Below are 25,207 nucleotides of genomic sequence, written 5' to 3'. Positions count from 1 at the left end.
GGCACACAGAAATGTCATGGCACAGCCACCTCCGGGGTGACGGCGCACCCCGGCGCCCGCACCGCACGTCTTCGCACCCACCCCGTACGGCCCACCCGTTCCCGGAGGGACTTCGTGCACAGAACCAGACTCCGCAGCACCCGCACCCCGCGCCCCAGACTTCGCACCGCCGTCGCCCTCTTCACCGGCCTGCTCCTGGCCGTGGGCACCCCGGCGACCGTCGCAGGCGCCCACCCAGGCCACCCGGAACACGACGAACCGGCCGCCGAGGGGCAGTTCCAGCAGGTGCCGCTCGCCAAGGGCGAACCCGAGATGGGCGAGCCGATGTCGCTCGCCGTGCTCCCGGACCGCAGCGTGCTGCACACCTCACGCGACGGCACACTGCGCCTCACCGACCAGGGCGGCGTCACCAAGGTCGCCGGCAAGATCCCCGTCTACAGCCACGACGAGGAGGGCCTGCAGGGCGTCGGCATCGACCCGGACTTCAAGAACAACCGGGCGATCTACCTCTACTACGCCCCACCGCTCGACACCCCCGCGGGCGACGCCCCGGAGACCGGCACCGCCGAGGAGTTCAAGAAGTTCGACGGCGTCAACCGCCTCTCCCGCTTCACGCTGAACGCCAATGGCACGCTCAACACGGCCAGCGAGAAGAAGGTTCTGGACGTCGCGGCCTCCCGCGGCACCTGCTGCCACGTCGGCGGCGACATCGACTTCGACGCGGCGGGCAACCTCTACCTGTCCACCGGCGACGACACCAACCCCTTCGCCTCCGACGGCTACACGCCGATCGACGACCGCGAGGGCCGCAACCCCGCCTTCGACGCCCGCCGCAGCTCCGGCAACACCAACGACCTGCGCGGCAAGCTCCTGCGTATCAAGGTCGCCGAGGACGGCTCGTACACCGTCCCGGAGGGCAACCTCTTCGCCCCGGGCACCGAGAAGACCCGTCCCGAGATCTACGCGATGGGCTTCCGCAACCCGTTCCGGATGAGCGTCGACGACAAGACCGGCATCGTGTACGTGGGTGACTACGGCCCCGACGCGGGCGCCGCTTCGGCGACGCGCGGCCCGGCCGGACAGGTCGAGTTCGCCAAGGTCACCAAGGCCGCCAACTTCGGCTGGCCGTTCTGCACGGGCAACAACGACGCCTACGTCGACTACGACTTCGCCACCGGCACCTCCGGCGAGAAGTTCGACTGCGCGGCCCCGAAGAACACCTCGCCGTACAACACCGGCCTCACCGACCTGCCGCCCGCACAGGCCGCGTGGATCCCGTACGACGGCGGCTCCGTGCCCGAGTTCGGCAGTGGCTCCGAGTCCCCGATGGCCGGCCCGGTCTACCGCTACGACCCCGACCTCGACTCCAAGGTGAAGTTCCCCGAGGCCTACGACGGCGACTTCTTCGCGGGTGAGTTCGGCCGCCGTTGGATCAAGCGGATCGAGCAGAACGAGGACGGCTCCGTCGCGAAGATCAACGACTTCCCGTGGACCGGCACCCAGATCATGGACATGGAGTTCGGCCCCGACGGCGCGCTCTACGTCCTCGACTACGGCATCTCCTGGTTCCAGGGTGACGAGCACTCCGCGCTGTACCGGATCGAGAACGCCGAGGACGGCTTCTCGCCGATCGCCGAGGTGAGCGCCGACAAGACGTCCGGAGCGGCCGGACTGAAGGTCGCCTTCACGGCCACCGCCAAGGACGCCGACTCCCCGGACCTCACCTACAGCTGGGACTTCGGCGACGGCACCAAGGGCGAGGGCCTCAAGCCCACTCACCGGTACAAGAAGGTCGGCACCTACACCGCCACCTTCACCGCCAAGGACCCCGAGGGCAACACCGGCAACGCCAGCGCCCGGATCGTGGTCGGCAACACCGAGCCCAAGGTGAAGATCGACATCCCGGGCAACGGCGCTCTGGCCGAGTTCGGCAAGCCCGTGCCGTTCAAGGTGACCGTCACCGACCCCGAGGAGACCGTCGACTGCTCCAAGGTCAAGGTCGCCTACAGCCTCGGCCACGACTCCCACGCCCACGAGCTGACCAGCGAGATGGGCTGCGAGGGCACCCTGACGCCGCCCGCCGGTGACGGCGGCCACGACCCCAACGCCAACATCTACGGCGTCGTCGGCGCCAGCTACACCGACGGCGGCGCGAACGGCCAGGAGGCGCTCACCGGCACCGCTCGCACCGTCCTCCAGCCGCTGCACCGCCAGGGTGAGCACTTCAGCACCCAGTCGGGCGTGTCGGTCATCGACAAGACCGGCGCCAACGGCGGCAAGACCGTCGGCAACATCGACGACGGCGACTGGATCTCCTTCAGCCCCTACCGGTTCGACGGGCAGAAGAAGATGACCGTGCGGGCCTCCTCCGGCGGCGCGGGCGGCTTCATCGAACTGCGCACCGGCTCGCCCGACGGACCGCTGCACGGCTCGGCCTACATCCCGCCGACGGGCGGCTGGGAGACCTTCCAGAACGTCGACGTGCCGCTGCGGTCGCTGCCCAAGGGCACCACGGAGATCTACCTGGTCTTCAAGGGCGGCGAGGGCGCGCTCTACGACGTGGACGACTTCGAGTTCTCCAAGCAGCCCTTCAAGGGCGGCAAGAAGGTCCTGGTCTTCTCCAAGACCGCCGGCTTCCGGCACGACTCCATCCCGGCCGGCATCGCCGCCCTGAAGGAGCTCGGCGCCCCGGCCGGCATCACGGTCGACGCGACCGAGGAGGCCCGGCAGTTCACCACGACCAACCTCGCCAAGTACGACGCGGTGGCTTTCCTGTCCACCACGGGTGACGTGCTCAGCGCCGAGCAGCAGCAGGCGTTCGAGAACTACGTCAAGAACGGCGGCGGTTACATGGGCATCCACGCCGCCGCCGACACCGAGTACGAGTGGGAGTTCTACGGCGGCCTCGTCGGCGCCTACTTCGACTCGCACCCGGCCATCCAGAAGGCCACGGTCCGCGTCGAGGACCACGACCACCCCTCGACCGCGCACCTCGGCGACGCCTGGGAGCGCACGGACGAGTGGTACAACTACCGCACCAACCCGCGTGAGCAGGCCAAGGTCCTCGCCACCCTGGACGAGACCACCTACCAGGGCGGGAACATGAAGGGCGACCACCCGATCGCCTGGTGCCAGAGCTACGGCGGCGGCCGGTCCTTCTACACCGGCGGCGGCCACACCAAGGAGTCCTACGCCGAGGAGGCCTTCCGGGCCCATCTGCTCGGCGGTCTGCAGTACGCCACCGGCCAGGTCAAGGCGGACTGCAAGCCGAGCAAGGACTACCGGAAGATCTTCAACGGCCAGACCATGGAAGGCTGGAAGCAGGCCGGCCCCGGCAAGTTCAACGTCAAGGACGGCACCCTGGAGACCGAGGGCGGCATGGGCCTGCTCTGGTACCAGGCCAAGGAGCTGAAGTCGTACTCCCTCAAGCTCGACTGGAAGATGCAGGGCGACGACAACTCCGGGATCTTCGTGGGCTTCCCGGCCTCCGACGACCCCTGGTCCGCGGTGAACAAGGGCTACGAGATCCAGATCGACGCCACGGACGCGCCCGAGCGCACCACGGGCTCCGTCTACTCGTTCAAGTCGGCGAACATCAAGGCCCGTGACCAGGTCCTGCGTCCGCCCGGCCAGTGGAACTCCTACGAGATCAAGGTCCAGGGCGAACGCCTCCAGGTGTTCCTCAACGGAGTCAAGATCAACGACTTCACCAACAAGGACCCCGAGCGGAGCCTGACCGACGGTCACATCGGCCTCCAGAACCACGGTGCCGACGACCAGGTCTCCTTCCGCAACATCCAGTTGAAGGAACTGCCCACCACGGGCGGCTGAGCGGCGGCGGGCGGGGGACGCCGGACCCCCGCTCGCCGTCTTTGTCCCTCCCCCCGGGGTTCGCGCACGACAAGCACGACACGGAGGCTGCCCATGTCCGCGTCCTTCTCCCGACCGCGTGTGGGAGTGTGGCTGATCGGAGCCCGAGGCTCCGTCGCCACCACCGTCGTCACGGGGTGCGCCGCCGTCACCGCGGGACTGCACCCGCCCACCGGCATGGTGAGTGAGACCCCGGCGTTCACCGACAGCGGCCTGCCCGCCCTGTCCGACCTCGTCTTCGGCGGCCACGACACCCTCGACTGCCCCCTGCCCAAACGCGCCGAGACCCTGACCGCCGGCGGCGTCCTTCCGCCCGGCGTCGCCACCGCCGTCGCCGCCGAACTCGCCGCCGCCGACCGGGAGATCAGGCCCGGAGGCCCTGCCCCGGGCGACACCAGGAGCGAGGCCGAACTGATCACGGCCTTCGCCGATGACATACGCGACTTCATGCACCGCCACGAACTGGAGCGGGCCGTGGTGGTCAACGTCGCCTCCACCGAACCCGCGTCCCACGGGCCCGACGCCCCGCTGCCGGCCAGCACCTTGTACGCGCTGGCCGCCCTGCGCGCGGGCTGCCCCTACGTCAACTTCACCCCCTCCGAGGGCATCCACCACCCCGTCGCCGCCCGCGAGGCGGAGCGGAGCGGCCTGCCGTACGCGGGCCGGGACGGCAAGACCGGACAGACCCTGCTGCGGGCCGTTCTGGGCCCGATGTTCGCGCAGCGGGCGCTCGCCGTCCGCGCATGGTCCGGCACCAACCTGCTGGGCGGCGGCGACGGCGCCGCCCTCGCCGACCCGGCCGCCGCCGCGGCGAAGAACGCCGGCAAGGAACGCGTCCTCGCCGACACCCTCGGCACCGTCCCCGAGGGCGAGGTGCACATCGACGACGTCCCGGCTCTCGGTGACTGGAAGACCGCCTGGGACCACATCGCCTTCGACGGCTTCCTGGGCACCCGCATGATCCTCCAGACCATCTGGCAGGGCTGCGACTCGGCCCTCGCAGCCCCCTTGGTCCTGGACCTCGCCCGCCTCACGACCCGCGCCCACGAAGCCGGCCTGACCGGTCCGCTCGGTGCCCTCGGCTTCTACTTCAAGGACCCGATGGGGGACGGGCCGGCGAGCTTGGGAGAGCAGTACGCAGCACTGGTGGGCCTGGGGGAGCGGCTCCGCCGAGCGGGTGCCGGCGAGACCGCCCTGGGGGCGGGGCACGACGGGGCCGTTGAGGGGGCTGCGGCTCGGAGTGCTGGTCTGCGCGGGTCCGTTGAGGGGGCTGCGGCTCGGAGTGCCGGTCTGCGTAGGCCGGTTGAAGGGGCCGTGGCTCGGGGCGCTGGACTGCGCGGGTCCGTTGAGGAGGCCGCGGCAGGGGGCGCCGGGCACCAGGGTTCGGCCGAGGTGGCTGCCGCACACGGCGGTGATCCGCGCGAGTTGGCCGGGGAGGCTGTGGTGCGGGGTGTTGATGTGCGTGGGTCGGCTGAGGTGCCTGCCGCACACGGCGGTGATCCGCACGAGTCGGCCGAGGAGGCTGTGGTGCGGGGTGTTGATGTGCGTGGGTCGGCTGAGGTGGCTGCCGCGTGGGGCGGTGATCCGCGCGAGTTGGCCGGGGAGGCTGTGGTGCGGGGTGTTGATGTGCGTGGGTCGGCTGAGGTGGCTGCCGCGTGGGGCGGTGATCCGCGCGAGTTGGCCGGGGAGGCTGCGGTGCGGGGCGCTGATCTGCGTGAGTCCGCCGCGGAGGCCGCCGAACGGGCCGTCGATGCGCGCGAGCCCGCTCCGGGGAGCGGCCGTGAGCGGTAGCCGTGCCTGGGCCGAACTGCTGCGGCTGCCCGCCCTGTTCACCGTCCCCGGCGACGCGCTCAGCGGCGCCGTCGCCGGCGGGGGTCGGCCCAACCCCCGCACCCTGCTCGCCATCGGATCCTCCCTCTGCCTTTACGAGGCCGGCATGGCCCTCAACGATTGGGCGGACCGCGCGGAGGACGCCGTCGAACGCCCTCACCGCCCGCTGCCCTCGGGCCGCATCCGACCGTCCTCCGCCTTGACCGCGGCCTGCGTCCTGACCGCAGCCGGGCTCGGCCTGGCCGCCAGGGCCGGACGCCCCGCCCTGGCGGTGGCCGCCCCACTGGCCGCCACCGTCTGGGCCTACGACCTCGCCCTGAAGCACACGCCCGCCGGCCCCGTGGCCATGGCCGCCGCTCGCGGCCTCGACCATCTCCTCGGCGCCGCAACCACCGGCCGACCCCAGCAGGCACTGCCCTCCGCCGCCCTCCTCGGCACCCACACCCTCGCCGTGACGACCGTCTCCCGCCGGGAGACCCAGGGCGGCACGTCCCTGCCATCCCTGGCGGCCCTCGCCGCGACGGCCACCCTCACCGGGCTCGTGGCACGCGGCGCACGCGGAACACGGCGAACCGGGTCGACGGGCGCCGGTAAAAGGACCGCCACCGCCACCACCACTGGCACCGGCTTGGGCGCCGCCACTGGTACCAGCCTCGGTATCGCCACCCGTGCCGGCACGGCAATCGACGCCGGACGGCGGACGCTCGCGCCCGACAGGCCCGGCCTCACGCTCGACATGGCCCTGCGGACCGCCCTGGCCATCGCCTACGCCGCCACCGCCGGCCGCCGCTACACCCACGCCGTGCTCAACCCCTCACCGCCCCTGACCCAGCGAGCCGTCGGCGGCGGTGTCCGCGCCACCATCCCGCTCCAGGCGGCGCTCGCGGCCCGCGCCGGATCGGCGCTCACCGCCGTGGCCATCGCCGCGCTCGCTCCGCTCGGACGGAAGTACGCGAAGAAGGTGAGCGTCACATGAGCCCTCGGCCGCACCCGTGGCGGGACAACGGCGAACCGCTCTCCCCTCGCGTCCCCCTCCGCTTCGGTTACGGCACCAACGGCCTCGCCGACCTCCGTCTCGACGACGCTCTCGCCCTCCTCGCCGACCTCGGCTATGACGGCATCGGCCTGACGCTCGACCACATGCACCTCGACCCCCTCGCCCCGGACCTCGCCGCCCGCACCCGCCGCCTTGCACAACGCCTGGACGCGCTCGGCCTGGACGTCACCGTGGAGACGGGCGCCCGCTATGTACTCGACCCTCGCCGCAAGCACGGCCCCGCCCTGCTGGACCCCGACCCGGACGACCGCGCCCGTCGCGTCGACCTGCTGATCCGCGCCGTCCGGGTCGCCGCCGACCTAGGCGCCCACGCCGTCCACTGCTTCAGCGGCATCACGCCCGCGGGCACCGATCCCGACACGGCCTGGGACCGTCTCGCCGAGGCACTCACCCCGGTCCTGGATGCCGCCACCACCGCCGGCGTCCCCCTCGCCGTCGAACCCGAACCCGGTCACCTCCTCGCCACCCTCGCCGACTTCCACCGACTCCGCCGCACCCTCGGCGACCCGGACCACCTCGGCCTCACCCTCGACATCGGCCACTGCCAGTGCCTCGAACCCCTCTCTCCCACCGACTGCATACGCGCCGCCGCCCCTTGGCTCCGGCACGTCCAGATCGAGGACATGCGCCGCGGCATCCATGAACACCTCCCCTTCGGCGACGGCGAGATCGACTTCCCACCCGTCCTCGCCGCCCTCGCCGCCACCGGATACCAAGGTCTGACCGTCGTCGAACTGCCCCGCCACTCCCACGCGGGCCCTCACTTCGCCGAACTCTCCCTCCCGTTCCTCCGCAGCGCCGAGGCCACGGCCCTCAGATCTCCCCTCCCTGTCCCCTCGCACGGCGATCCCTCCGCCACCCCTGAAGGGAGCACCTCATGACCCAGCCCCGCATCAGCCCGGCGACCCCGGGCGCGGACACCGAGAGCCACCCGCCCACGAACCCCCGGGCCGACACGGAACCCCGGCGCGACACCGTGCCACCGTCCCGTCCCGTGACCACGGGCCTCGCCCTGACCCCGCCGGCCGAGTTGCGCGGCCAGGTCACCGCCCACCTCGACGCCACCGGCCGTGGCTGGCTGCACCGTGCCCTCGACGAGGCCGCCGCCCACCCCGGCACCCACGGGCCCATCTCCGTATGGGAGTTGCGCATCGCCGAGGCGGGCCGCCGCTGCGGTTCCGAGTGCGCCGATGCCGCCCGCGTCCTCATCCTGCACGCGGCCGGCGCCGACACCGACGCCCTCACGCGGGTCTACTTCCAGGGCACCGCCGCCGAACGCCGCGCCGTCCTGCACGCGCTGCCCCACCTCGTGCCCGGCCCCGAGGCCCTCCCCCTCGTCGAGGACGCCCTGCGCACCAACGACACGAGCCTCCTTTCTGCCGCCGTCGGCCCCTACGCCGCCCGGCACCTGGACGCTCACCAGTGGCGCCACGCCGTACTGAAGTGCCTGTTCACCGGTGTGCCGGTCGACACGGTCGCCGAGCTGGACCGTCGTGCCCGCGACGATGCGGAACTCGCCCGCATGCTCGGCGACTACGCGGCCGAACGCACCGCCGCAGGCCGTCCGGTCCCCGAGGACCTGGACCGCGTCCTGACCCTGACCGATCCCACGGCCACAACGCCGGCCCCCCACGGCCCCTGCGGCACCGACGGCACCGACGGCAAGGAGTCCTGATGCGCCTCTTCGACCCCCACATCCACATGACGTCGCGCACCACCGACGACTACGAGGCCATGCACGCCGCCGGCATCCGCGCCGTCGTCGAGCCCTCCTTCTGGCTCGGCCAACCCCGCACCTCTCCGGCCTCCTTCCTCGACTACTTCGACTCCCTCCTCGGCTGGGAGCCCTTCCGCGCCGCCCAGTACGGCATCGCCCACCACTGCACGCTCGCCCTCAACCCCAAGGAGGCGAACGACCCGCGCTGTGTCCCCGTCCTCGACGAACTGCCCCGCTATCTCGTCAAGGACCAGGTCGTCGCCGTCGGCGAGATCGGCTACGACTCGATGACCCCTGCCGAGGACACCGCCCTCGCCGCCCAGCTCCAGCTCGCCGCCGCACACGAACTGCCCGCACTCGTCCACACCCCGCACCGAGACAAGCTGGCGGGCCTGCGTCGCACCCTCGACGTAGTCCGGGAGTCCGTACTGCCCCCGGACCGCGTCCTGGTCGACCACCTCAACGAGACCACGGTCAAGGAGGCCAAGGACAGCGGCTGCTGGCTCGGCTTCTCCGTCTATCCCGACACCAAGATGGACGAGGAGCGGATGGTCGCGATCCTCCGCGAGTACGGACCCGAGCAGGTGCTGGTGAACTCCGCCGCCGACTGGGGCAGGAGCGACCCCCTGAAGACCCGCAAGGTGGCCGACCTGATGCTCGCCGAAGGCTTCGGCGAGGATGACGTCGACCAGGTGCTGTGGCGCAACCCCGTCGCCTTCTACGGACTCAGCGGCCGTCTCACCCTGGACGTCGCGACCCCGGAGACGACCCACGAGGGCAACTCCATCCTCCGCGGCGCCCCGAAGGACCCCCAGGAATCGGCCGCCGCCCCGGCCCCGGGGGCGTGACCCATGCGCTTCCGCCACCCCGACGGCTCCACCGTCCACCTCGCCTACTGCACCAACGTCCACCCGGCCGAGACCCTCGACGGCGTCCTCGCCCAACTCCGCGACCACTGCGAACCCGTCCGCCGACGGCTCGGCCGCGACCGGCTCGGCATCGGCCTGTGGCTCGCCAAGGACGCCGCACACGCCCTCGTCACCGACCCGTCCGCCCTGCGCGGTCTGCGGACGGAACTCGACAGACGCGGTCTCGAGGTCGTCACCCTCAACGGCTTCCCGTATGAAGGCTTCGGTGCCGAAGAGGTCAAGTACCGCGTCTACAAGCCGGACTGGACCGACCCCGAGCGCCTCGACCACACCACCGCCCTGGCCCGGGTCCTCGCCGGTCTGCTCCCCGACGACGTCACTGAAGGCAGCATCTCCACACTGCCCCTCGCCTGGCGCACCGTCTATGACGGGCGCGGTGCCGAGGCCGCCCGCACCGCTCTGCTCACCCTCGCTCAACGTCTTGATGCCTTGCGTGAGTTGACCGGCCGTGACATCCGCGTCGGCCTCGAACCCGAGCCCGGCTGCACCGTGGAGACCACCGGCGATGCCATCGCCCCGCTCACCGCGATCGGCCACGACCGCATCGGCATCTGCGTCGACACCTGTCACCTCGCCACCTCCTTCGAAGACCCGCACACCGCGCTGGACACGCTCGCCGAAGCCGGCGTTCCCGTCGTCAAGTCCCAGCTCTCGGCCGCCCTGCACGCCGAACACCCCCATCTCCCCGAGGTCCGCGAGGCACTCGCCGCCTTCGACGAGCCCCGCTTCCTGCACCAGACCCGCACCGCCACCGCCGCCGGCCTGCGCGGTACCGACGACCTGGGCGAGGCGCTCAAGAGCGACGCCCTGCCCGACGCCTCGCCGTGGCGCGCCCACTTCCATGTCCCGCTCCACGCGGCCCCCGCCGCGCCCCTCACCTCCACACTCCCCGTACTCAAGGCGGCGCTGACCCGCCTGGTCGGCGGACCGCACCCGCTCACCCGCCATCTCGAGGTCGAGACCTACACCTGGCAGGCACTCCCGGCCGAGCTGCGACCCCGTGCCCGCAGTCAGCTCGCCGACGGCATCGCCGCCGAACTCACCCTGGCCCGCGACCTGTTGTCGGACCTCGGCCTGAAGGAGCTGCCATGACCGAGCAACCGGAGGCTGCGCGAACCGAGCGACCGGAAGCCGCAAGTTCCGAACGACCGGATCCGGCAGTCCCGGCCACCGGTCAAGCACCCCTGGCGCAGGACGTCACCGTCGCACGCCAACCCACCCCTCTCCTCGTCCTCGACGTCGTCGGCCTCACCCCCCGCCTCCTCGACCACATGCCCCATCTCAAGACCCTCGCCCAGTCCGGCTCCCATGCGCCGCTGGGCACCGTCCTGCCCGCTGTCACCTGCGCCGCCCAGTCCACGTTCCTGACCGGCACCCATCCGTCGGAGCACGGCATCGTCGGCAACGGCTGGTACTTCCGCGACCTCGGCGACGTACTCCTGTGGCGCCAGCACAACGGACTGGTCGCCGGTGACAAACTCTGGGACGCAGCCCGCCGCGCCCACCCCGGCTACACCGTCGCCAACATCTGCTGGTGGTACGCGATGGGCGCCGACACCGACATCACCATCACCCCCCGTCCGATCTACTACTCCGACGGCCGCAAGGAACCCGACTGCTACACCCGGCCGCCCGCCCTGCACGACGAACTCACCGAGAAGCTGGGTACCTTCCCGCTCTTCCACTTCTGGGGCCCCGGCGCCGACCTCGTCTCCAGTCGCTGGATCATCGACGCGACCCGTCACATCCTCCGCACCCGGCACCCCGACCTGGCCCTCTGCTACCTCCCTCACCTCGACTACGACCTGCAGCGCTTCGGCCCCGACGACCCTCGCTCGCTGAAGGCGGCCGCCGACCTGGACAGGGCCATGGCCCCGCTCCTGGACGACGCCCGAGCGGAGGGCCGTACCGTGGTCGCGCTCTCCGAGTACGGCATCACTCGCGCGGACCGACCCGTGGACATCAACCGGGCCCTGCGGCGGGCAGGCCTGCTGGAGGTGCACACCCAGGACGGCATGGAGTACCTCGACCCGATGGCGTCACGTGCCTTCGCCGTCGCCGACCACCAGATCGCGCATGTCTACGTACGCCGGCCGGAAGACCTCGACGAGACCCGGGCGGCACTGGACGGACTGCCCGGCATCGAGCAACTCCTCGACGACGAGGGCAAGAAGGCCCACCATCTCGACCATCCGCGCTCCGGCGAGCTCGTCGCCGTCGCGGAGCCGGACGCCTGGTTCACGTACTACTACTGGCTGGACGAAGCCCGCGCGCCCGACTTCGCGCGACTCGTCGAGATCCACCGCAAACCCGGCTACGACCCGGTCGAACTCTTCATGGATCCTCTCGACCCCTACGTCAAGGTCAAGGCGGCTACCGCGCTGGCGCGTAAGAAACTCGGCCTGCGTTACCGCATGGCGGTCGTGCCTCTGGATCCGTCACCTATTCGCGGCAGCCACGGCCGCCTTCCTGCGAGCGACGACGACGGTCCGCTCCTCATCTGCTCCACCCCCCGCGCTGTCGGCGACCGCATCGCGGCCACCGATGTGAAGTCACTCCTGCTCCAACTCGCCGGTCTCGGCTGACGGATCAGGGCCGGCACACACCAACTCGCCGGTCCCGTCGACCCGTCTCTTCCGACTGGTCACAAGTGAAGCACTCACCACTGACAACGGCTTTCGATCACAGGGAGTTCCAGGCATGAGCCGCTTTTCCCAGACGGACCCCGAACTCACCCACCGCCTCACCAGACGAGGCATGCTCGGCGTCGCGGCGGGCACCACGGCCGCCGCGCTGCTGGGCGCCGCGGCAGCGCCCGCGACCGCCGCACCGGACACCGCATCCGCAACGGCTTCCGCCGACCGCGGTCACGGGCATGGCCACGGCCGCGGCCGTCCCGTTCTCCCGCCCGGCCGCCTCGGCATCCAGCTCTACAGCCTGCGCGACAAGGTCTCCACGCTCGGCTTCGCCCCCGTCTTCGCGGAACTGGAGAAGTACGGCTACGACGAGGTCGAGTTCGCCGGCTACACCCAGGGCTCGGCCGGCCCGATCACGCTAGCCCAGCTCAAGCGGCTGGCGCGGAACCACGGCCTGAATCCGATCGGCAGCCACGTCGGCTACTACTCCGACGACCCGGGCGCCTACACCTTCGCCCAGAACCTCACCAAGATCCTCGACGACGCCCAGGCCCTCGGCCTGAAGCACATAGGTACCGCCTCCGGGCCGTTCCGCTACGGCTCCACCGTCGACGCCTGGAAGCGCGCCGCCGAGGAGTTCAACACCTACGGCGCGGCGGCGAGGGCGCGCGGCATGAAGTTCTACCAGCACAACCACTCCGAGGAGTTCTCCTTCGCCACCGACAACCCCAAGGTCCGTCTCTACGACGTGCTGCTCGCCGAGACCGACCCCGACCTCGTCTTCCTGGAGATGGACATCTTCTGGGCGTACTCGGGCCAGTTCCGCTTCTCGAAGCGGCCCGACGGCTCGGCGGCTCCCTTCGAGCCGCTCGACTACGTGCTGAAGCAGCCGCACCGCTACCCGCTCTTCCACGTCAAGGACGGTGTGAGCGACCCGTCCAACCAGTACGGTTATGACATGGTCGACGTCGGCGACGGCGACATCGACTACAAGCGGTTCATCTCCGCCGTGACGAAGCTGCGCGGTCAGCGATTCGCCCATCACTGGCAGGCGGAACACGACAACCCGACCGAGTCCCTCACGTTCGCACGCCGTTCGAGCGAGCATCTCCATTCGCTGCGGGAGAAGTGCTGACCGTCATGACGACATGAGGAGGCCCTCCCCAGGACGGGGAGGGCCTCCTGTCGTTCGCGGTCTGTCAGCGTGCGGGATGTGGCATCGCGGTGCGGCCCGGCGCCGGGTTGCGGCCGGGCTGTCGCAACAGCAACGCGATCCCCGCCGCCACGATCGACACGCCGCCGGCGAGCGCGTACGCGCCGTCGTAGCCCCACGCCGCGACCACCATGGAGCCGAGACCGCCGCCGAACAGGCCGCTGATGAGCTTGCCGCTGTAGACGAGGCCGTAGTTGGTTGCGTTGTAGTTCTCTCCGAAGTAGTCCGGGGTGAGCGCCGCGAAGAGCGGGTAGAACGCGCCGCCGCCGAACCCGGAGAGGAAGGCGAAGAACAGGAACAGCCACTCGCTTCTGACGTCGCCCGCCCAGATCACGCCGAACTGGGCGAGGCCCAGGACGACGATCACGAACACCAGGGTCGATTTGCGTCCCCAGCGGTCGGACAGCCAGCCCACGACACCGCGGCCGATGCCGTTGATGACGGCCATCACGCCCATCGACGAGGCCGCGACGAGTGGGCCGAAGCCCACCTCCTTGGCGTAGTCGACCTGGAAGGAGATGCCGAAGATCGAAACGCCGGCAGTCAGGACGATGGACAGCCACATCAGTGGGAGCATGCCTGTCCTGATGGCCTCCCGGGGCGTGTACTGCTTCACCGCCGGAGGGTTCTTGGCCAGGCTCACCGCGTTCTTCCGGTCGCCCGTGTAGCTCAGTGGATCGATGTCGGCGGGCCACCAGTTCTTCGGGGGGTCCTTGAAGAAGAACGCGGATCCGAGAACGACGATCATGATGTAGCAGCCGATCAGGTCCAGCACCCGGTGATAGTTCGCGGTGTCGAACCCGTAGTTGAAGATGAAGATGAACGGCAGAGATCCGTACGCGAACCCGCCATTGACGAACCCGGTCCGGGCGCCGCGCCGCTCGGGGAACCACTTGCCGACCATGTTGATGCAGGTCGCGTAGATCAGGCCGGCGCCGATGCCGCCGATGACGCCGAATCCGAGGATCGCGAGCCAGACGTTTCCCAGGTGCGACAGGGCGAGGAACCCCAGCAGGCACATGCCGGAGCCGATGTACATGGCGGTGCGGGCCGTCAGGATGCCCTTCTCCCGCAGCCAGCCCGCCGGGAAGGCGATGCCGGCCTGGAAGAACACCCAGACGCTGAGGATCCAGAAGGTGTTGCTCTGCGTCCAGCCGTGCGCGTGGGACAGGGTGTCCTCCGCGGAGCCGTACGCGTATTCGAAGACGCTGATGGCCATCATGGCGATCCACGGGAGATACACCATGAACTTGCGGGAGTGACCGAGGATGTCGCGGTCGGTCTCGCCGATGCGGTAGACGCGGCCTCCTGCGTCGGTCACCTCGCGGTAGGGACGGTGTGCGGCGTCGGAGTGTGCTGATGAACTGCTTCCTGCGTACGGATCTGCCGTCATGTCAGGCCATGTCCTCGCCGAGCGGTCGTGGGTTGGCAACGATGCGGGTCTCGTCCTTGTCGCGTCCCGGTGGGCTGAGGAACAACGCCACACAGCCGGCGAAGAGGGAGATGGAGCCGGCCAGGATGAAGGCGCCGGAGTGCCCCCAGGCGCTGACGACCACGGCACCCATGCCCGCGCCCAGGCCCGAGACGAGCTTGGCGCTGTAGACCATGCCGTAGTTGGACGCGTTGTTGTTCTCGCCGAAGTAGTCGGCGGTGAGCGCCGCGAACATCGGGAAGATGGCGCCGCCGCCGAAGCCGGAGATCGCGGAGAAGATCAGGAACAGGGGGAGGTTCTTGCTCTCGGCCGACCAGAGGATGCCGTACTGGGCGAGGCCCAGGATGACGCACACGGCGAGCAGGCACCGCTTGCGGCCGTAGAGGTCGGAGAGCCAGCCGATCACGCCGCGGCCGGTACCGTTGACGACCGCCTTCAAAGACATGGCCGTCGCGACGATGCCGCCCGCGAAACCGGCCTCCTCGCCGATGTCCACCTGGAAGGCGATACCGAAGATGTTCACGCCGGAGGTGCACGCCAGACAGAACCACATCAGCGCCACCCGGCCGGTCTTCCATGCCTCGAGAGGGGTGTACTGGCGCACCGCGGGCGGGTTCATCCGCATCGAGCGGGCAGCACGCGGGTCCTTGGGAGGATTGAGCGGGTCGATGTCCGCGGGCCACCAGTTCTTCGGCGGGTCCCTGAAGAAGAAACCGGCCACGCCCACCATCGCGGCGAGGAAAAGGCCGACCGAGACCAGCACCCAGCGGAAGTTGGTGAGGTCCATGTATCCGGTGAAGAGGAAGACGAAGGGCACCGAGCCGTAGGCGAAGCCGCCGTTGACGAATCCGGTCTTGCCGCCCTTGCGTTCCGGATACCACTTGCCGACCATGTTGACGCAGGTGGCATAGACCATGCCGGCGCCCATGCCGCTGAACATACTGAAGCCGATGTAGGCGACGACGACATGTGGTGCGTAGGCCAGCGAGAGATAGCCCAGCAGTGTGCCCGCCGCACCCAGCATCATGGCGAAACGAGCCGGCAGCTTGCCGGACTCACGCAGCTTGCCGGCCGGAAAGGCCACCGCGGCCTGGAAGAAGACCCAGACCGTCATCATCCAGAAGATGTGGGCACTGGCCCAGTGGTGCGCGGTGTGCAGGGTGTCCTCGGCCGATGCGAACGCGTACTCGGCGGAGGAGATGCCCATCATGCCGATCCAGGGAAGGATCACCATCCACTTGCGCTTGCGACCCATGATGTCGATGTCGGACTCGCCCAAGCGGTAGACGCGTCCGTTCTTGTCGGTCACCTCCCGATAGGCGGCGACCCTTGGAACGTCGGTGGTTGTCACGTTAGTTGCACCCCTTGCGTCGAAAGTTCTGGCCAGCGCCCCCTGTCCAATGCCTTTCGTGCGCGCGCGGGTCCCGGGGCCGGCCGACGCGCACCGTCGGCCGGCCCCCCGCTGCCTCACCTCATGAACCGCCCCCCAACAGTCCGGCCGCCCGCGCCCACCGGTACTTGGCGCCGAGCACCGCCACCGGCTTCTCGGTCGTGTACGGGTACGCCACGACCCCGCGCTCGTACAGGTACTGGCAGGCCTCCTCGACCTCCACATCACCCGCGAGGGAGGCGACGACAGGCTTCTCTATGCCGCGCTCACGGAATTCGGCCACCACGCGCGCGGTGTGCTCCGCGAAGACCATCGGGGGAGTGACGATCGTGTGCCAGTAGCCCAGCACCAGCGCGTGGATGCGCGGATCCTCCAGACCGAGCCGGATCGTCGCCTCGTACGTCGACGGCGGCTCGCCCCCGGTGATGTCCACCGGATTGCCCGCCGCCCCGAAGGGCGGGATGAACTTCCGGAAGGCCTCGTCCAGGTCCGGCGGGATCTCCATCAGGGACAGCCCGTTGTCGGTCACCGCGTCCGACAGCAGTACGCCGCTGCCGCCGGCCCCCGTGATGATCACGACGTTGTCGCCCTTGGGAGCGGGCAGGACCGGCAACCCGCGCGCGTACTCCAGCATGTCGTTGAGCCCGGGTGCCCGGATGACACCGGCCTGCTTGAGGATGTCCTCGTACACGGCGTCGTCGCCGGCGAGGGCTCCGGTGTGCGACCCGGCGGCCTTCGCACCCGCTGCCGTGCGTCCCGCCTTCAGAACCACGACCGGCTTCTTCGGTACGGTCGCCCGCGCGGCCTCGACGAACGCGCGCCCGTCCTTGAGGTCCTCCAGGTGCATCGCGATGCACTCGGTGTGCGGGTCCTCGCCGAACCAGGTCAGCAGGTCGTCCTCGTCCAGGTCCGACTTGTTGCCGAGGCCGACGATCGCCGACACGCCCGTCTTCGTGGTCCGCGCGAAGCCCAGGATCGCCATGCCGATGCCGCCGGACTGCGAGGTCAGCGCCACTCCGCCCTTGACGTCGTACGGCGTGCAGAACGTGGCGCACAGGTCCTGCCACGTCGAGTAGTAGCCGTAGATGTTCGGCCCGAGCAACCGGACGCCGTGCCGCTCGGCGATGGCCACGATCTCCTCCTGGAGTTCGTGCTCACCGGTCTCCGCGAACCCGGAGGGAATCAGCACGGCGTTCGGGATCCCCTTGCGTCCCACCTCCTCCAGGGCCGAGGCCACGAACTTGGCGGGGATAGCGAAGACCGCCACATCCACCTCACCGGGAACGTCCGTCACACTCTTGTACGCCTTGCGGCCCAGAATGTCATCGGCCTTGGGGTTCACCGGATGGATGTCCCCGGCGAAACCACCGTCGATGAGGTTGCGCATGACCGAATTGCCGATCTTGCCCTGTTCGTTGGAGGCACCGATGACGGCGACCGACGACGGCTGCATCAGCCGGCGCATCGAGGTGAGGATCTCCTCGCGCGAGTAGCGGCGACGCGGTTTCGCGGGGGCTTCGGAGAGGATCACGCGGATGTCGGCCGCGACCGCCCCCTCCACGGTCGCGATCACCGGGTTGAGGTCCACCTCGGCGATCTCCGGGAAGTCCGCCACGAGTTGCGAGACACGGCGGATCTGCTCGGCGACCGCCCACCGGTCCACGGCCGCCTGGCCGCGCACCCCGCGCAGGATCTCCGCCGCCCGGATCGAGTCCAGCATGGACAGCGCCTCGTCGGCGTCGACGGGCGCGAGGCGGAAGGTCACGTCCTTGAGGACCTCCACCAGCACTCCGCCGAGACCGAAGGCGACGACCTTCCCGAACGTCGGGTCGGTGACCGCGCCCACGATGACCTCCTGCCCCTGCGGCAGCAGCTCCTGGACCTGCACACCCTCGATGCGGGCATCCGCGTTGTACGCGCGGGCGTTGTCGATGATCTTGTGGAAGGCGGCCCGTACGTCCGTCGCACCCTCGACCCCGACGATCACGCCGCCGGCGTCGGTCTTGTGCAGGATGTCCGGCGAGACGATCTTCATCACCACCGGCCCGCCGAAGCGCGCCGCGTACGCCACCGCCTCGTCGACGTCCGTCGCGAGCTCCTCGCCCGGTACGGCGATCCCGTACGCGTCGGCGATCACCTTGCCCTCGGGTGCGGTCAGCGCGGTACGTCCCTCGTCCCGCACGGAGTCGAGGAGCGTCCGCACCCTCAGGACGCGGTCTTCGGCCATCACGTCAGATCACTCCGTTCGACTTGAGCAGGCGCAGTTCCTCGTCGCCGAGGCCGAGCTCGCCGATGTAGACCTCTTCGTTGTGCTGGCCGAGCAGGGGCGAACTGCTCACCTCGACGGGTGAGTCGGAGAGCTTCAGGGGGCTGCCGACGGTCACGAAGTCGCCCCGCTCGGGGTGCGGCACGGTGACGACCATCTCGTTGGCGACCAGCGAGGAGTCCTCGATGATCTCCTTGGTGGAAAGGATCGGCCCGCACGGGATGTTGTGTGCGTTGAGCCGCTCCAGCACCTCCCACTTGGGCAGGGTCGAGGACCACTCCTCGATCAGCTGGAACATCTTGCCGAGCTTGGGCAGCCGTGCCTCCGGCGTCGCCCACTCGGGGTCGTCGGCGAGTTCGGGCCGGCCGATGAGCTCGCTGAGCGGCTGCCAGCCGACCGGCTGGACGATGACGTACACGTAGTCGTTCGGGCCGCCGGGTGCGCACTTGACCGCCCAGCCGGGTTGACCGCCGCCGGACGCGTTTCCCGAGCGGGGAACTTCCCGGCCGAAGTCCTCGTTCGGATATTCAGCAAGCGGCCCATGTGTCAGGCGTTGCTGGTCCCTCAGCTTCACCCGGCACAGGTTGAGTACAGCGTGCTGCATGGCCACGTTGACCCGCTGCCCACGCCCGGTGTTCTCGCGCTGGAACAGTGCCGCGAGAATCCCCGCGACGGCGTGCACACCCGTCCCCGAGTCCCCGATCTGGGCTCCGGTCGCCAGCGGCGGCCCGTCCTCGAAACCGGTGGTCGACATCGACCCGCCCATGGCCTGCGCGACGACCTCGTACGCCTTGAAGTTGGTGTACGGACCGTCACCGAACCCCTTGATGGAGGCATAGACGATACGCGGATTGATCTCCTGGATGCGGTCCCAGGTAAAGCCCATGCGGTCGACCGCGCCCGGTCCGAAGTTCTCGACCATGACGTCGGAGCGCCGGATCAGCTCGGTGAGGATCTCCTTGCCGCGCTCGGTCTTGGTGTTGAGGGTGATGCTCCGCTTGTTGCAGTTGAGCATCGTGAAGTAGAGGGAGTCGACGTCCGGGAGATCGCGCAGCTGCTTGCGCGTGATGTCACCGGTCGGCGCCTCCAGCTTGACGACGTCCGCGCCGAGCCAGGCGAGCAGCTGGGTCGCGGAGGGCCCGGACTGGACGTGGGTCATGTCCAGGACGCGGATGCCTTCGAGAGCCTTGGTCGGCGTTCCAGTCATGGAGGCCACCTCACTTGTACATGGTCTGGTTCATGGTTCCGGGGGCGTACGCGTCGGGGTCGACCCAGACGTTGATCAGCGAGGGCTTCCCGGACTCGCGGGCGCGCAGCAGCGCGGGGCCGATGTCGGCGGGGTCACGGACCTCCTCGCCGTAACCGCCGAGCATCTGCGCGAACTTGTCGTAGTGGACGTCGCCGAGGGTGTTGCCGACCCGCTCGCGTTCCAGGCCGTACTTCTGGGCCTGGCCGTAGCGGATCTGGTTCATGGAGGAGTTGTTGCCGACGATGCCGACGAAGGGGAGGTTGTAGCGGACGAGCGTCTCGAAGTCCCAGCCGGTGAGAGAGAACGCGCCGTCGCCGAAGAGCGCGACGACCTCCTTGTCGGGCCGGGCCTGCTTGGCCGCGAGTACGAACGGCACCCCGACGCCGAGCGTGCCCAGCGGTCCCGGGTCCATCCAGTGACCGGGCGACTTGGGCTGCACCACCTGCCCGGAGAAGGTGACGATGTCGCCGCCGTCGCCGATGTAGATCGAGTCCTCGGTGAGGAAGTCGTTGATCTCGCTGACCAGCCGGTACGGGTGGATCGGCGAGGCGTCCGACTTCAGGCTCGGCAGCCGCTTCTCCAGGGCGGTCTGCTCGGCCGCGCGCAGCTCGTCGAGCCACTCCTTGCGCTTCGACGCGCCCCCGTTGACGCGCCCGGAGGCGGCCTCGGTGACCGACTTCAGCACCAGCCCGGCGTCGCCCACGATCCCGAGGTCGATGTCGCGGTTCTTGCCGACGGTGCGGTAGTCGAGGTCGATCTGCACGACGGTCGCGTCCGGCGACAGCCGCTTGCCGTAGCCCATGCGGAAGTCGAAGGGCGTGCCGACGATGACGATGACATCGGCGCCTGAGAAGGCGTAACGCCGCGACAGCTGGAAGTGGTGCGGGTCGCCGGGCGGGAGGGTGCCGCGGCCGGCGCCGTTCATGTACGCCGGGATGTTGAGGGTGCGGACGAGCTCGATGGCCGCCTCGGTGCCGCGGGTCGTCCACACCTGGCTGCCCAGCAGGATGGCCGGCTTCTCGGCGTGGACCAGCAGGTCGGCGAGCTTCTCGATGGCCTCGGGGTCGCCGGCCGAGCGGGTGGAGGCACGGTAGGCGCCGGTCTTCGGCACGCGTGCCTTGGCCGCCGGCACCTTGGCGTCGAGGACGTCGCGCGGGATCTCCAGGAAGGAGGGCCCGGGTGCGCCGTGGTAGCACTCGCGGAAGGCCATCGACACCATGTCCGCCGCGCGCGCCGTGTCGGGCACGGCCGCCGCGAACTTGGTGATCGGCGTCATCATGTCGACGTGCGGCAGGTCCTGGAGGGACCCCATCTTGTGCTGGGTGAGGGCGCCCTGGCCGCCGATGAGCAGCATCGGGGACTCGGCGCGGAAGGCGTTGGCGACGCCGGTGACGGCGTCGGTGGTGCCGGGACCAGCGGTGACGACCGCGCAGCCGGGCTTGCCGGTGATGCGGGCGTAGCCGTCGGCGGCATGGGCGGCGACCTGCTCGTGACGGACGTCGACGACCTCGATGCCCTCGTCGACGCAGCCGTCGTAGATGTCGATGATGTGGCCGCCGCACAAGGTGTAGATGCGGTCGACCCCCTCGGCCTTCAGCGCCTTGGCAACGAGATGACCACCGGAAATGACGTCCTGGGTGTCGTCGGGCATGGCGAAGTCCTGTCCCTTCGTAGGGGGGTGGAACGGCTCTCGCGGTACATTGCATACAGTCGACGAATACTGTATGAACCTTGTTATCCCGCATCCAGTGGGTGGTGTCCAGGGGGCGTGCGGCACTTTTGAGTCAGGAGCCGGAATGGACCTGTACGAACACCAGGCAAGGGAACTCTTCGAGGAACACGGCATCTTGGTGCCGCGGGCAGAGGTGACCGACTCACCCAAGGAAGCCCGCGAGATCGCCCGTCGGCTCGGTGGCCGGGTCGTGGTCAAGGCGCAGGTGAAGACCGGTGGCCGGGGCAAGGCGGGCGGTGTGAAGCTCGCCGCGGATCCCGCCGCTGCCGAGCTGACGGCACGCCAGGTCCTCGGTATGGACATCAAGGGCCACACAGTCGGCAAGGTGATGCTCGCCCAACCCGTGGACATCGAGGCCGAGTTCTACGTGTCCTATGTCCTCGACCGGGCGGCCGGCCGCTTCCTCGCGATCGCCTCGGCCGAAGGCGGCATGGACATCGAGGAGGTGGCCGCCAGTCGTCCGGAAGCCGTGGCCCGCATCCCCGTCGACCCCGCCGAGGGCGTCACCTCCGCGAAGGCCGCCGAGATCACGCAAGCAGCCGGACTGCCACCGCAGACCGTCGACGTCCTCATCCGACTCTGGGAGGTACTGGTCCGCGAGGACGCCGTCCTCGTCGAGGTGAACCCGCTGGTCCGTACCGGGCAGGGCCAGATCCTCGCCCTCGACGGCAAGGTCACCCTCGACGACAACGCCCGCTTCCGACAGGCACGTTGGGGCGCCGACCACGTGGAGCACGACGACGCGCTGGAGGCCACGGCGGCCGCAAAGGGCCTCAACTACGTCAAGCTCGACGGCGAGGTCGGCATCATCGGCAACGGCGCCGGCCTCGTCATGTCGACCCTCGACGTCGTCGCGGGCTGCGGCGCCCGCCCCGCCAACTTCCTCGACATCGGTGGCGGTGCATCGGCCCGGATCATGGCCGACGGACTGTCGGTCATCCTGTCCGACCCGGCCGTGAAGTCGGTCTTCGTCAATGTCTTCGGCGGGATCACCGCGTGCGACGCCGTCGCCGACGGCATCGTGCAGGCGCTGGACACCGTCCAGCTGACCAAGCCGCTCGTCGTGCGCCTCGACGGGAACAACGCCGCTCGCGGGCGGGCCATCCTCGACGACCGCGCCCACCCCCTGGTCCAGCAGGCCACCACCATGGACGGCGCCGCGCTGCGGGCCGCCCAACTCGCCACCAAAGCCTGAGGAGACGTGACGACATGGCCATCTACCTCACCAGGGAGAGCAGGGTCCTCGTCCAGGGCATGACCGGCGGCGAAGGCATGAAGCACACCCGGCGCATGCTCGCCGCCGGCACGAACGTCGTCGGCGGCGTCAACCCGCGCAAGGCCGGCCGCGGCGTCGACTTCGACGTCCCTCAGTGCCCTAAAGGCCTGGGAGGTACCCCCATCGCCGTCCCGGTGTTCGGGTCGGTCGCCGACGGTATGCGCGAGACCGGCGCCGACGTGACCGTCGTCTTCGTGCCGCCCGCCTTCACCAAGGCGGCCGTCGTCGAGGCCGCCGACGCCGGGATCGGACTCGCCGTCGTGATCACGGAGGGCGTCCCGGTCCACGACTCCGTCGCCTTCACCTCGTACGCGAAGACCAAAGGCACCCGCATCATCGGCCCCAACTGCCCCGGCCTGATCACCCCCGGCCAGTCCAACGCGGGCATCATCCCGGCCGACATCACCAAGCCCGGCAGCATCGGCCTGGTCTCCAAATCCGGCACGCTCACTTACCAACTGATGTACGAGCTGCGGGATGTCGGCTTCTCGACGTGCGTCGGTATCGGCGGCGACCCCGTCGTCGGCACCACCCACATCGACTGCCTGGCAGCCTTCCAGGACGACCCCGACACCGAACTCATCGTCCTCATCGGGGAGATCGGCGGCGACGCGGAGGAGCGCGCGGCCGCCTACATCCGCGACCACGTCACCAAGCCGGTCGTCGGCTACATCGCCGGATTCACCGCCCCGGAGGGCAAGACCATGGGGCACGCGGGCGCGATCGTGTCCGGCTCGTCCGGCACGGCGGCGGCGAAGCAGGAAGCGCTGGAAGCGGTCGGCGTGGGAGTCGGCAGCACACCCACCGAGACCGCGCGCCTGGTGCTGGACCGCCTGGGCGTCGAGGCGTGACGTCACTCATAGTCGGCGTGAGGTCACTTTCAGGAGTTGCCGCACGCCGCTAACTTCCGCCGTAGCCATCAACGACCGCCCCCGACTGTGCACCGAGAGCGGAGCCCCCATGGCAACAACCCTCACCCTCAAATCCGGCACCTCTTGGAGCGACGCCTGGCAACGCTGCCTCGCGGTCGCCCCCGAGGCGTTCCGGGACGACCGTGTCCTCAACCTCTGGAACTCCACCTGGCAGGCGGACGGCCGGGCCCTGCCCGCCACCAGCCCCGTCGACGGCAGTCCGATCGCCGGCCCGCCGCGCCTGGACCGGGCCACCGCCCACCAGGCCGTGCGCGCGTCCCTTGACCAGCACCGCGCCTGGCGGCACATCCCGCTGGACGAGCGCCGGGCCCGCGTCGCGGCCACGCTCGACGCCCTGACCCAACACCGGGACCTGCTCGCCCTGCTGCTCGTCTGGGAGATCGGCAAGCCCTGGCGGCTGGCCCGCGCGGACGTCGACCGGGCCATCGACGGCGTGCGCTGGTACGTCGACGGCGTCGAGCCGATGGTCGCCGGCCGGACCCCGCTGGACGGTCCGGTGTCCAACATCGCGAGCTGGAACTACCCGATGAGCGTGCTCGTTCACGCAGTGTTGGTACAGGCATTGTCAGGCAACGCGGTCATCGCCAAGACCCCGACCGACGGCGGTGTCGCCTGTCTCACCCTGGCCTGCGCGCTGGCCGCCCGCGAGGGAATCCCCGTCACCCTCGTCAGCGGCAGCGGGAGCGAGCTGTCGGAGGCGCTGGTGCGGGCGCCCGAGATCGGCTGCGTCTCCTTCGTCGGCGGCCGCGACACCGGCGCCGCGGTGGCCACGGCCGTCGCCGACCTCGGCAAACGACACGTACTCGAACAGGAAGGGCTCAACACCTGGGGCATCTGGAACTACACGGACTGGGACGCGCTCACGGCGGTCGTGCCCAAGCTCTTCGACTACGGCAAACAGCGCTGCACGGCGTACCCGCGCTTCGTCGTCCAGCGCGAGCTGTTCGACGAGTTCCTCGCGGCGTACCTCCCGGCGGTGCGCACGCTCAGGGTCGGCCACCCGCTGGCGGTGGAGAAACGGGACGACGACCCCTTCCCACAGCTGGACTTCGGGCCGGTGATCAACGCCGCCAAGGCCAAGGAGCTCCAGGACCAGGTCGCCGAGGCGATCGACCGCGGCGCCGTCCCGCTGCACCGGGGCAGGCCGGCGGACGCCCGCTTCCTGCCCGGCCAGGACACCTCGGCATACGTTCATCCGGTCACGCTGCTCAATCCGCCCCCGTCCTCCCCGCTCCACCACGCGGAGCCCTTCGGCCCGGTCGACACCATCGTCCTGGTCGACACCGAGGCGGAGCTGCTGGCGGCGATGAACGCGTCCAACGGCGCACTGGTCGCCACGCTGTCCACCGACGACCGGGCGACGTACGACCGCCTGGCCCCACAGATCCGCGCGTTCAAGGTCGGCCACGGCAAGCCGCGCTCCCGCGGCGACCGTGACGAGCTGTTCGGTGGCTTCGGCGCGTCGTGGCGCGGGGCGTTCGTCGGCGGCGAGTTGCTGGTGCGCGCGGTGACACAGGGGCCGGCGGGGGAGCGGTTGCCCGGGAACTTCCCGGAGTATCAGCTCGGCCCGTGAGGAGGGGGCGTCGCGTCCGACGCCGGGTTCGCCACGCGGTCCGCCGCACGGGTGCCCGGCGTCGGTCGCCGACGCGCGATGGCGCAGGGGGCCCTGTCTCCCTTG

The 25,207-nt window shown here is 70.0% G+C and carries 16 protein-coding genes and 1 pseudogene; 12 read left to right on the top strand and 5 right to left on the bottom strand.

What is annotated here, in order from left to right; genetic code table 11:
- Nucleotides 1-114 precede the first annotated feature (114 nt).
- The 9 genes and pseudogenes from ACZ7L5_RS13235 to ACZ7L5_RS13195 all read left to right on the top strand — a co-directional run bounded on the left by ACZ7L5_RS13235 (nucleotide 115) and on the right by ACZ7L5_RS13195 (nucleotide 13,174).
- Nucleotides 115-3,831, top strand: coding sequence for a ThuA domain-containing protein (locus tag ACZ7L5_RS13235; RefSeq protein WP_471516684.1), 3,717 nt, complete (start codon nucleotides 115-117; stop codon nucleotides 3,829-3,831).
- A gap of 93 nt (nucleotides 3,832-3,924) precedes the next feature.
- A pseudogene (locus ACZ7L5_RS13230) lies at nucleotides 3,925-5,070 on the top strand (inositol-3-phosphate synthase); the annotation flags it as partial.
- Nucleotides 5,071-5,620: 550 nt separating this feature from the next.
- A complete protein-coding gene (locus ACZ7L5_RS13225; RefSeq protein WP_471516683.1) occupies nucleotides 5,621-6,676 on the top strand; it encodes an SCO3242 family prenyltransferase in 1,056 nt (351 codons plus the stop codon).
- Entirely contained in the window at nucleotides 6,673-7,638 is a 966-nt protein-coding gene (locus tag ACZ7L5_RS13220) for a sugar phosphate isomerase/epimerase family protein (protein ID WP_471516682.1), read from the top strand. The genes ACZ7L5_RS13225 and ACZ7L5_RS13220 overlap by 4 nt, the downstream gene beginning before the upstream one ends.
- On the top strand, nucleotides 7,635-8,432 hold the full coding sequence (locus ACZ7L5_RS13215) for an EboA domain-containing protein (RefSeq protein ID WP_471516681.1): 798 nt from the start codon (nucleotides 7,635-7,637) through the stop codon (nucleotides 8,430-8,432). Before ACZ7L5_RS13220 ends, ACZ7L5_RS13215 begins: the two co-directional genes overlap by 4 nt.
- Nucleotides 8,432-9,322, top strand: a complete 891-nt coding sequence (locus ACZ7L5_RS13210; protein ID WP_471516680.1) for a TatD family hydrolase — start codon at nucleotides 8,432-8,434, stop codon at nucleotides 9,320-9,322. The genes ACZ7L5_RS13215 and ACZ7L5_RS13210 overlap by 1 nt, the downstream gene beginning before the upstream one ends.
- Before the next feature lie 3 nt (nucleotides 9,323-9,325).
- The gene (eboE, locus tag ACZ7L5_RS13205; protein WP_471516679.1) at nucleotides 9,326-10,495 is read left to right on the top strand and encodes a metabolite traffic protein EboE; all 1,170 of its coding nucleotides are present in this window, start codon (nucleotides 9,326-9,328) and stop codon (nucleotides 10,493-10,495) included.
- On the top strand, nucleotides 10,492-11,988 hold the full coding sequence (locus tag ACZ7L5_RS13200; protein WP_471516678.1) for a nucleotide pyrophosphatase/phosphodiesterase family protein: 1,497 nt from the start codon (nucleotides 10,492-10,494) through the stop codon (nucleotides 11,986-11,988). The genes eboE and ACZ7L5_RS13200 overlap by 4 nt, the downstream gene beginning before the upstream one ends.
- A 115-nt stretch (nucleotides 11,989-12,103) precedes the next feature.
- Nucleotides 12,104-13,174: a sugar phosphate isomerase/epimerase family protein gene (locus ACZ7L5_RS13195; RefSeq protein ID WP_471516677.1), complete on the top strand. Its 1,071-nt coding sequence runs from the start codon at nucleotides 12,104-12,106 to the stop codon at nucleotides 13,172-13,174.
- A 64-nt stretch (nucleotides 13,175-13,238) separates the two neighbouring features.
- Here the strand turns inward: ACZ7L5_RS13195 and ACZ7L5_RS13190 are convergent, their stop codons facing one another.
- From ACZ7L5_RS13190 to ACZ7L5_RS13170, 5 genes are all read right to left on the bottom strand, one after another.
- The gene (locus ACZ7L5_RS13190) at nucleotides 13,239-14,645 is read right to left on the bottom strand and encodes an OFA family MFS transporter (RefSeq protein WP_471516676.1); all 1,407 of its coding nucleotides are present in this window, start codon (nucleotides 14,643-14,645) and stop codon (nucleotides 13,239-13,241) included.
- A 1-nt stretch (nucleotide 14,646) separates the two neighbouring features.
- Entirely contained in the window at nucleotides 14,647-16,035 is a 1,389-nt protein-coding gene (locus ACZ7L5_RS13185) for an OFA family MFS transporter (protein ID WP_328878087.1), read from the bottom strand.
- 121 nt (nucleotides 16,036-16,156) lie between these two features.
- On the bottom strand, nucleotides 16,157-18,301 hold the full coding sequence (locus ACZ7L5_RS13180; RefSeq protein WP_471516760.1) for an acetate--CoA ligase family protein: 2,145 nt from the start codon (nucleotides 18,299-18,301) through the stop codon (nucleotides 16,157-16,159).
- 4 nt (nucleotides 18,302-18,305) lie between these two features.
- Nucleotides 18,306-19,547 carry a formyl-CoA transferase gene (gene frc, locus ACZ7L5_RS13175; protein WP_363032806.1) on the bottom strand — a complete coding sequence of 414 codons (1,242 nt, stop codon included), beginning with the start codon at nucleotides 19,545-19,547 and terminating at the stop codon, nucleotides 18,306-18,308.
- Between the two features lie 10 nt (nucleotides 19,548-19,557).
- Nucleotides 19,558-21,240, bottom strand: coding sequence for a thiamine pyrophosphate-binding protein (locus ACZ7L5_RS13170; RefSeq protein WP_471516675.1), 1,683 nt, complete (start codon nucleotides 21,238-21,240; stop codon nucleotides 19,558-19,560).
- A gap of 145 nt (nucleotides 21,241-21,385) precedes the next feature.
- Here ACZ7L5_RS13170 and sucC point away from each other — a divergent pair, with 145 nt between their 5' ends.
- From sucC to ACZ7L5_RS13155, 3 genes are all read left to right on the top strand, one after another.
- Nucleotides 21,386-22,516, top strand: coding sequence for an ADP-forming succinate--CoA ligase subunit beta (gene sucC, locus ACZ7L5_RS13165; protein WP_471516674.1), 1,131 nt, complete (start codon nucleotides 21,386-21,388; stop codon nucleotides 22,514-22,516).
- 14 nt (nucleotides 22,517-22,530) lie between these two features.
- Nucleotides 22,531-23,448 (top strand): succinate--CoA ligase subunit alpha, encoded by a 918-nt coding sequence (gene sucD / locus ACZ7L5_RS13160; protein WP_471516673.1) that lies wholly within the window; start codon nucleotides 22,531-22,533, stop codon nucleotides 23,446-23,448.
- A gap of 109 nt (nucleotides 23,449-23,557) precedes the next feature.
- Nucleotides 23,558-25,102 carry an aldehyde dehydrogenase family protein gene (locus tag ACZ7L5_RS13155; protein ID WP_471516672.1) on the top strand — a complete coding sequence of 515 codons (1,545 nt, stop codon included), beginning with the start codon at nucleotides 23,558-23,560 and terminating at the stop codon, nucleotides 25,100-25,102.
- Nucleotides 25,103-25,207 lie beyond the last annotated feature (105 nt).

It is taken from the genome of Streptomyces sp. NPDC107528, from assembly GCF_055639295.1.
The sequence above is the reverse complement of the archived record's forward strand: the minus strand, read 5'-3'. Positions and strand labels throughout refer to the sequence as shown.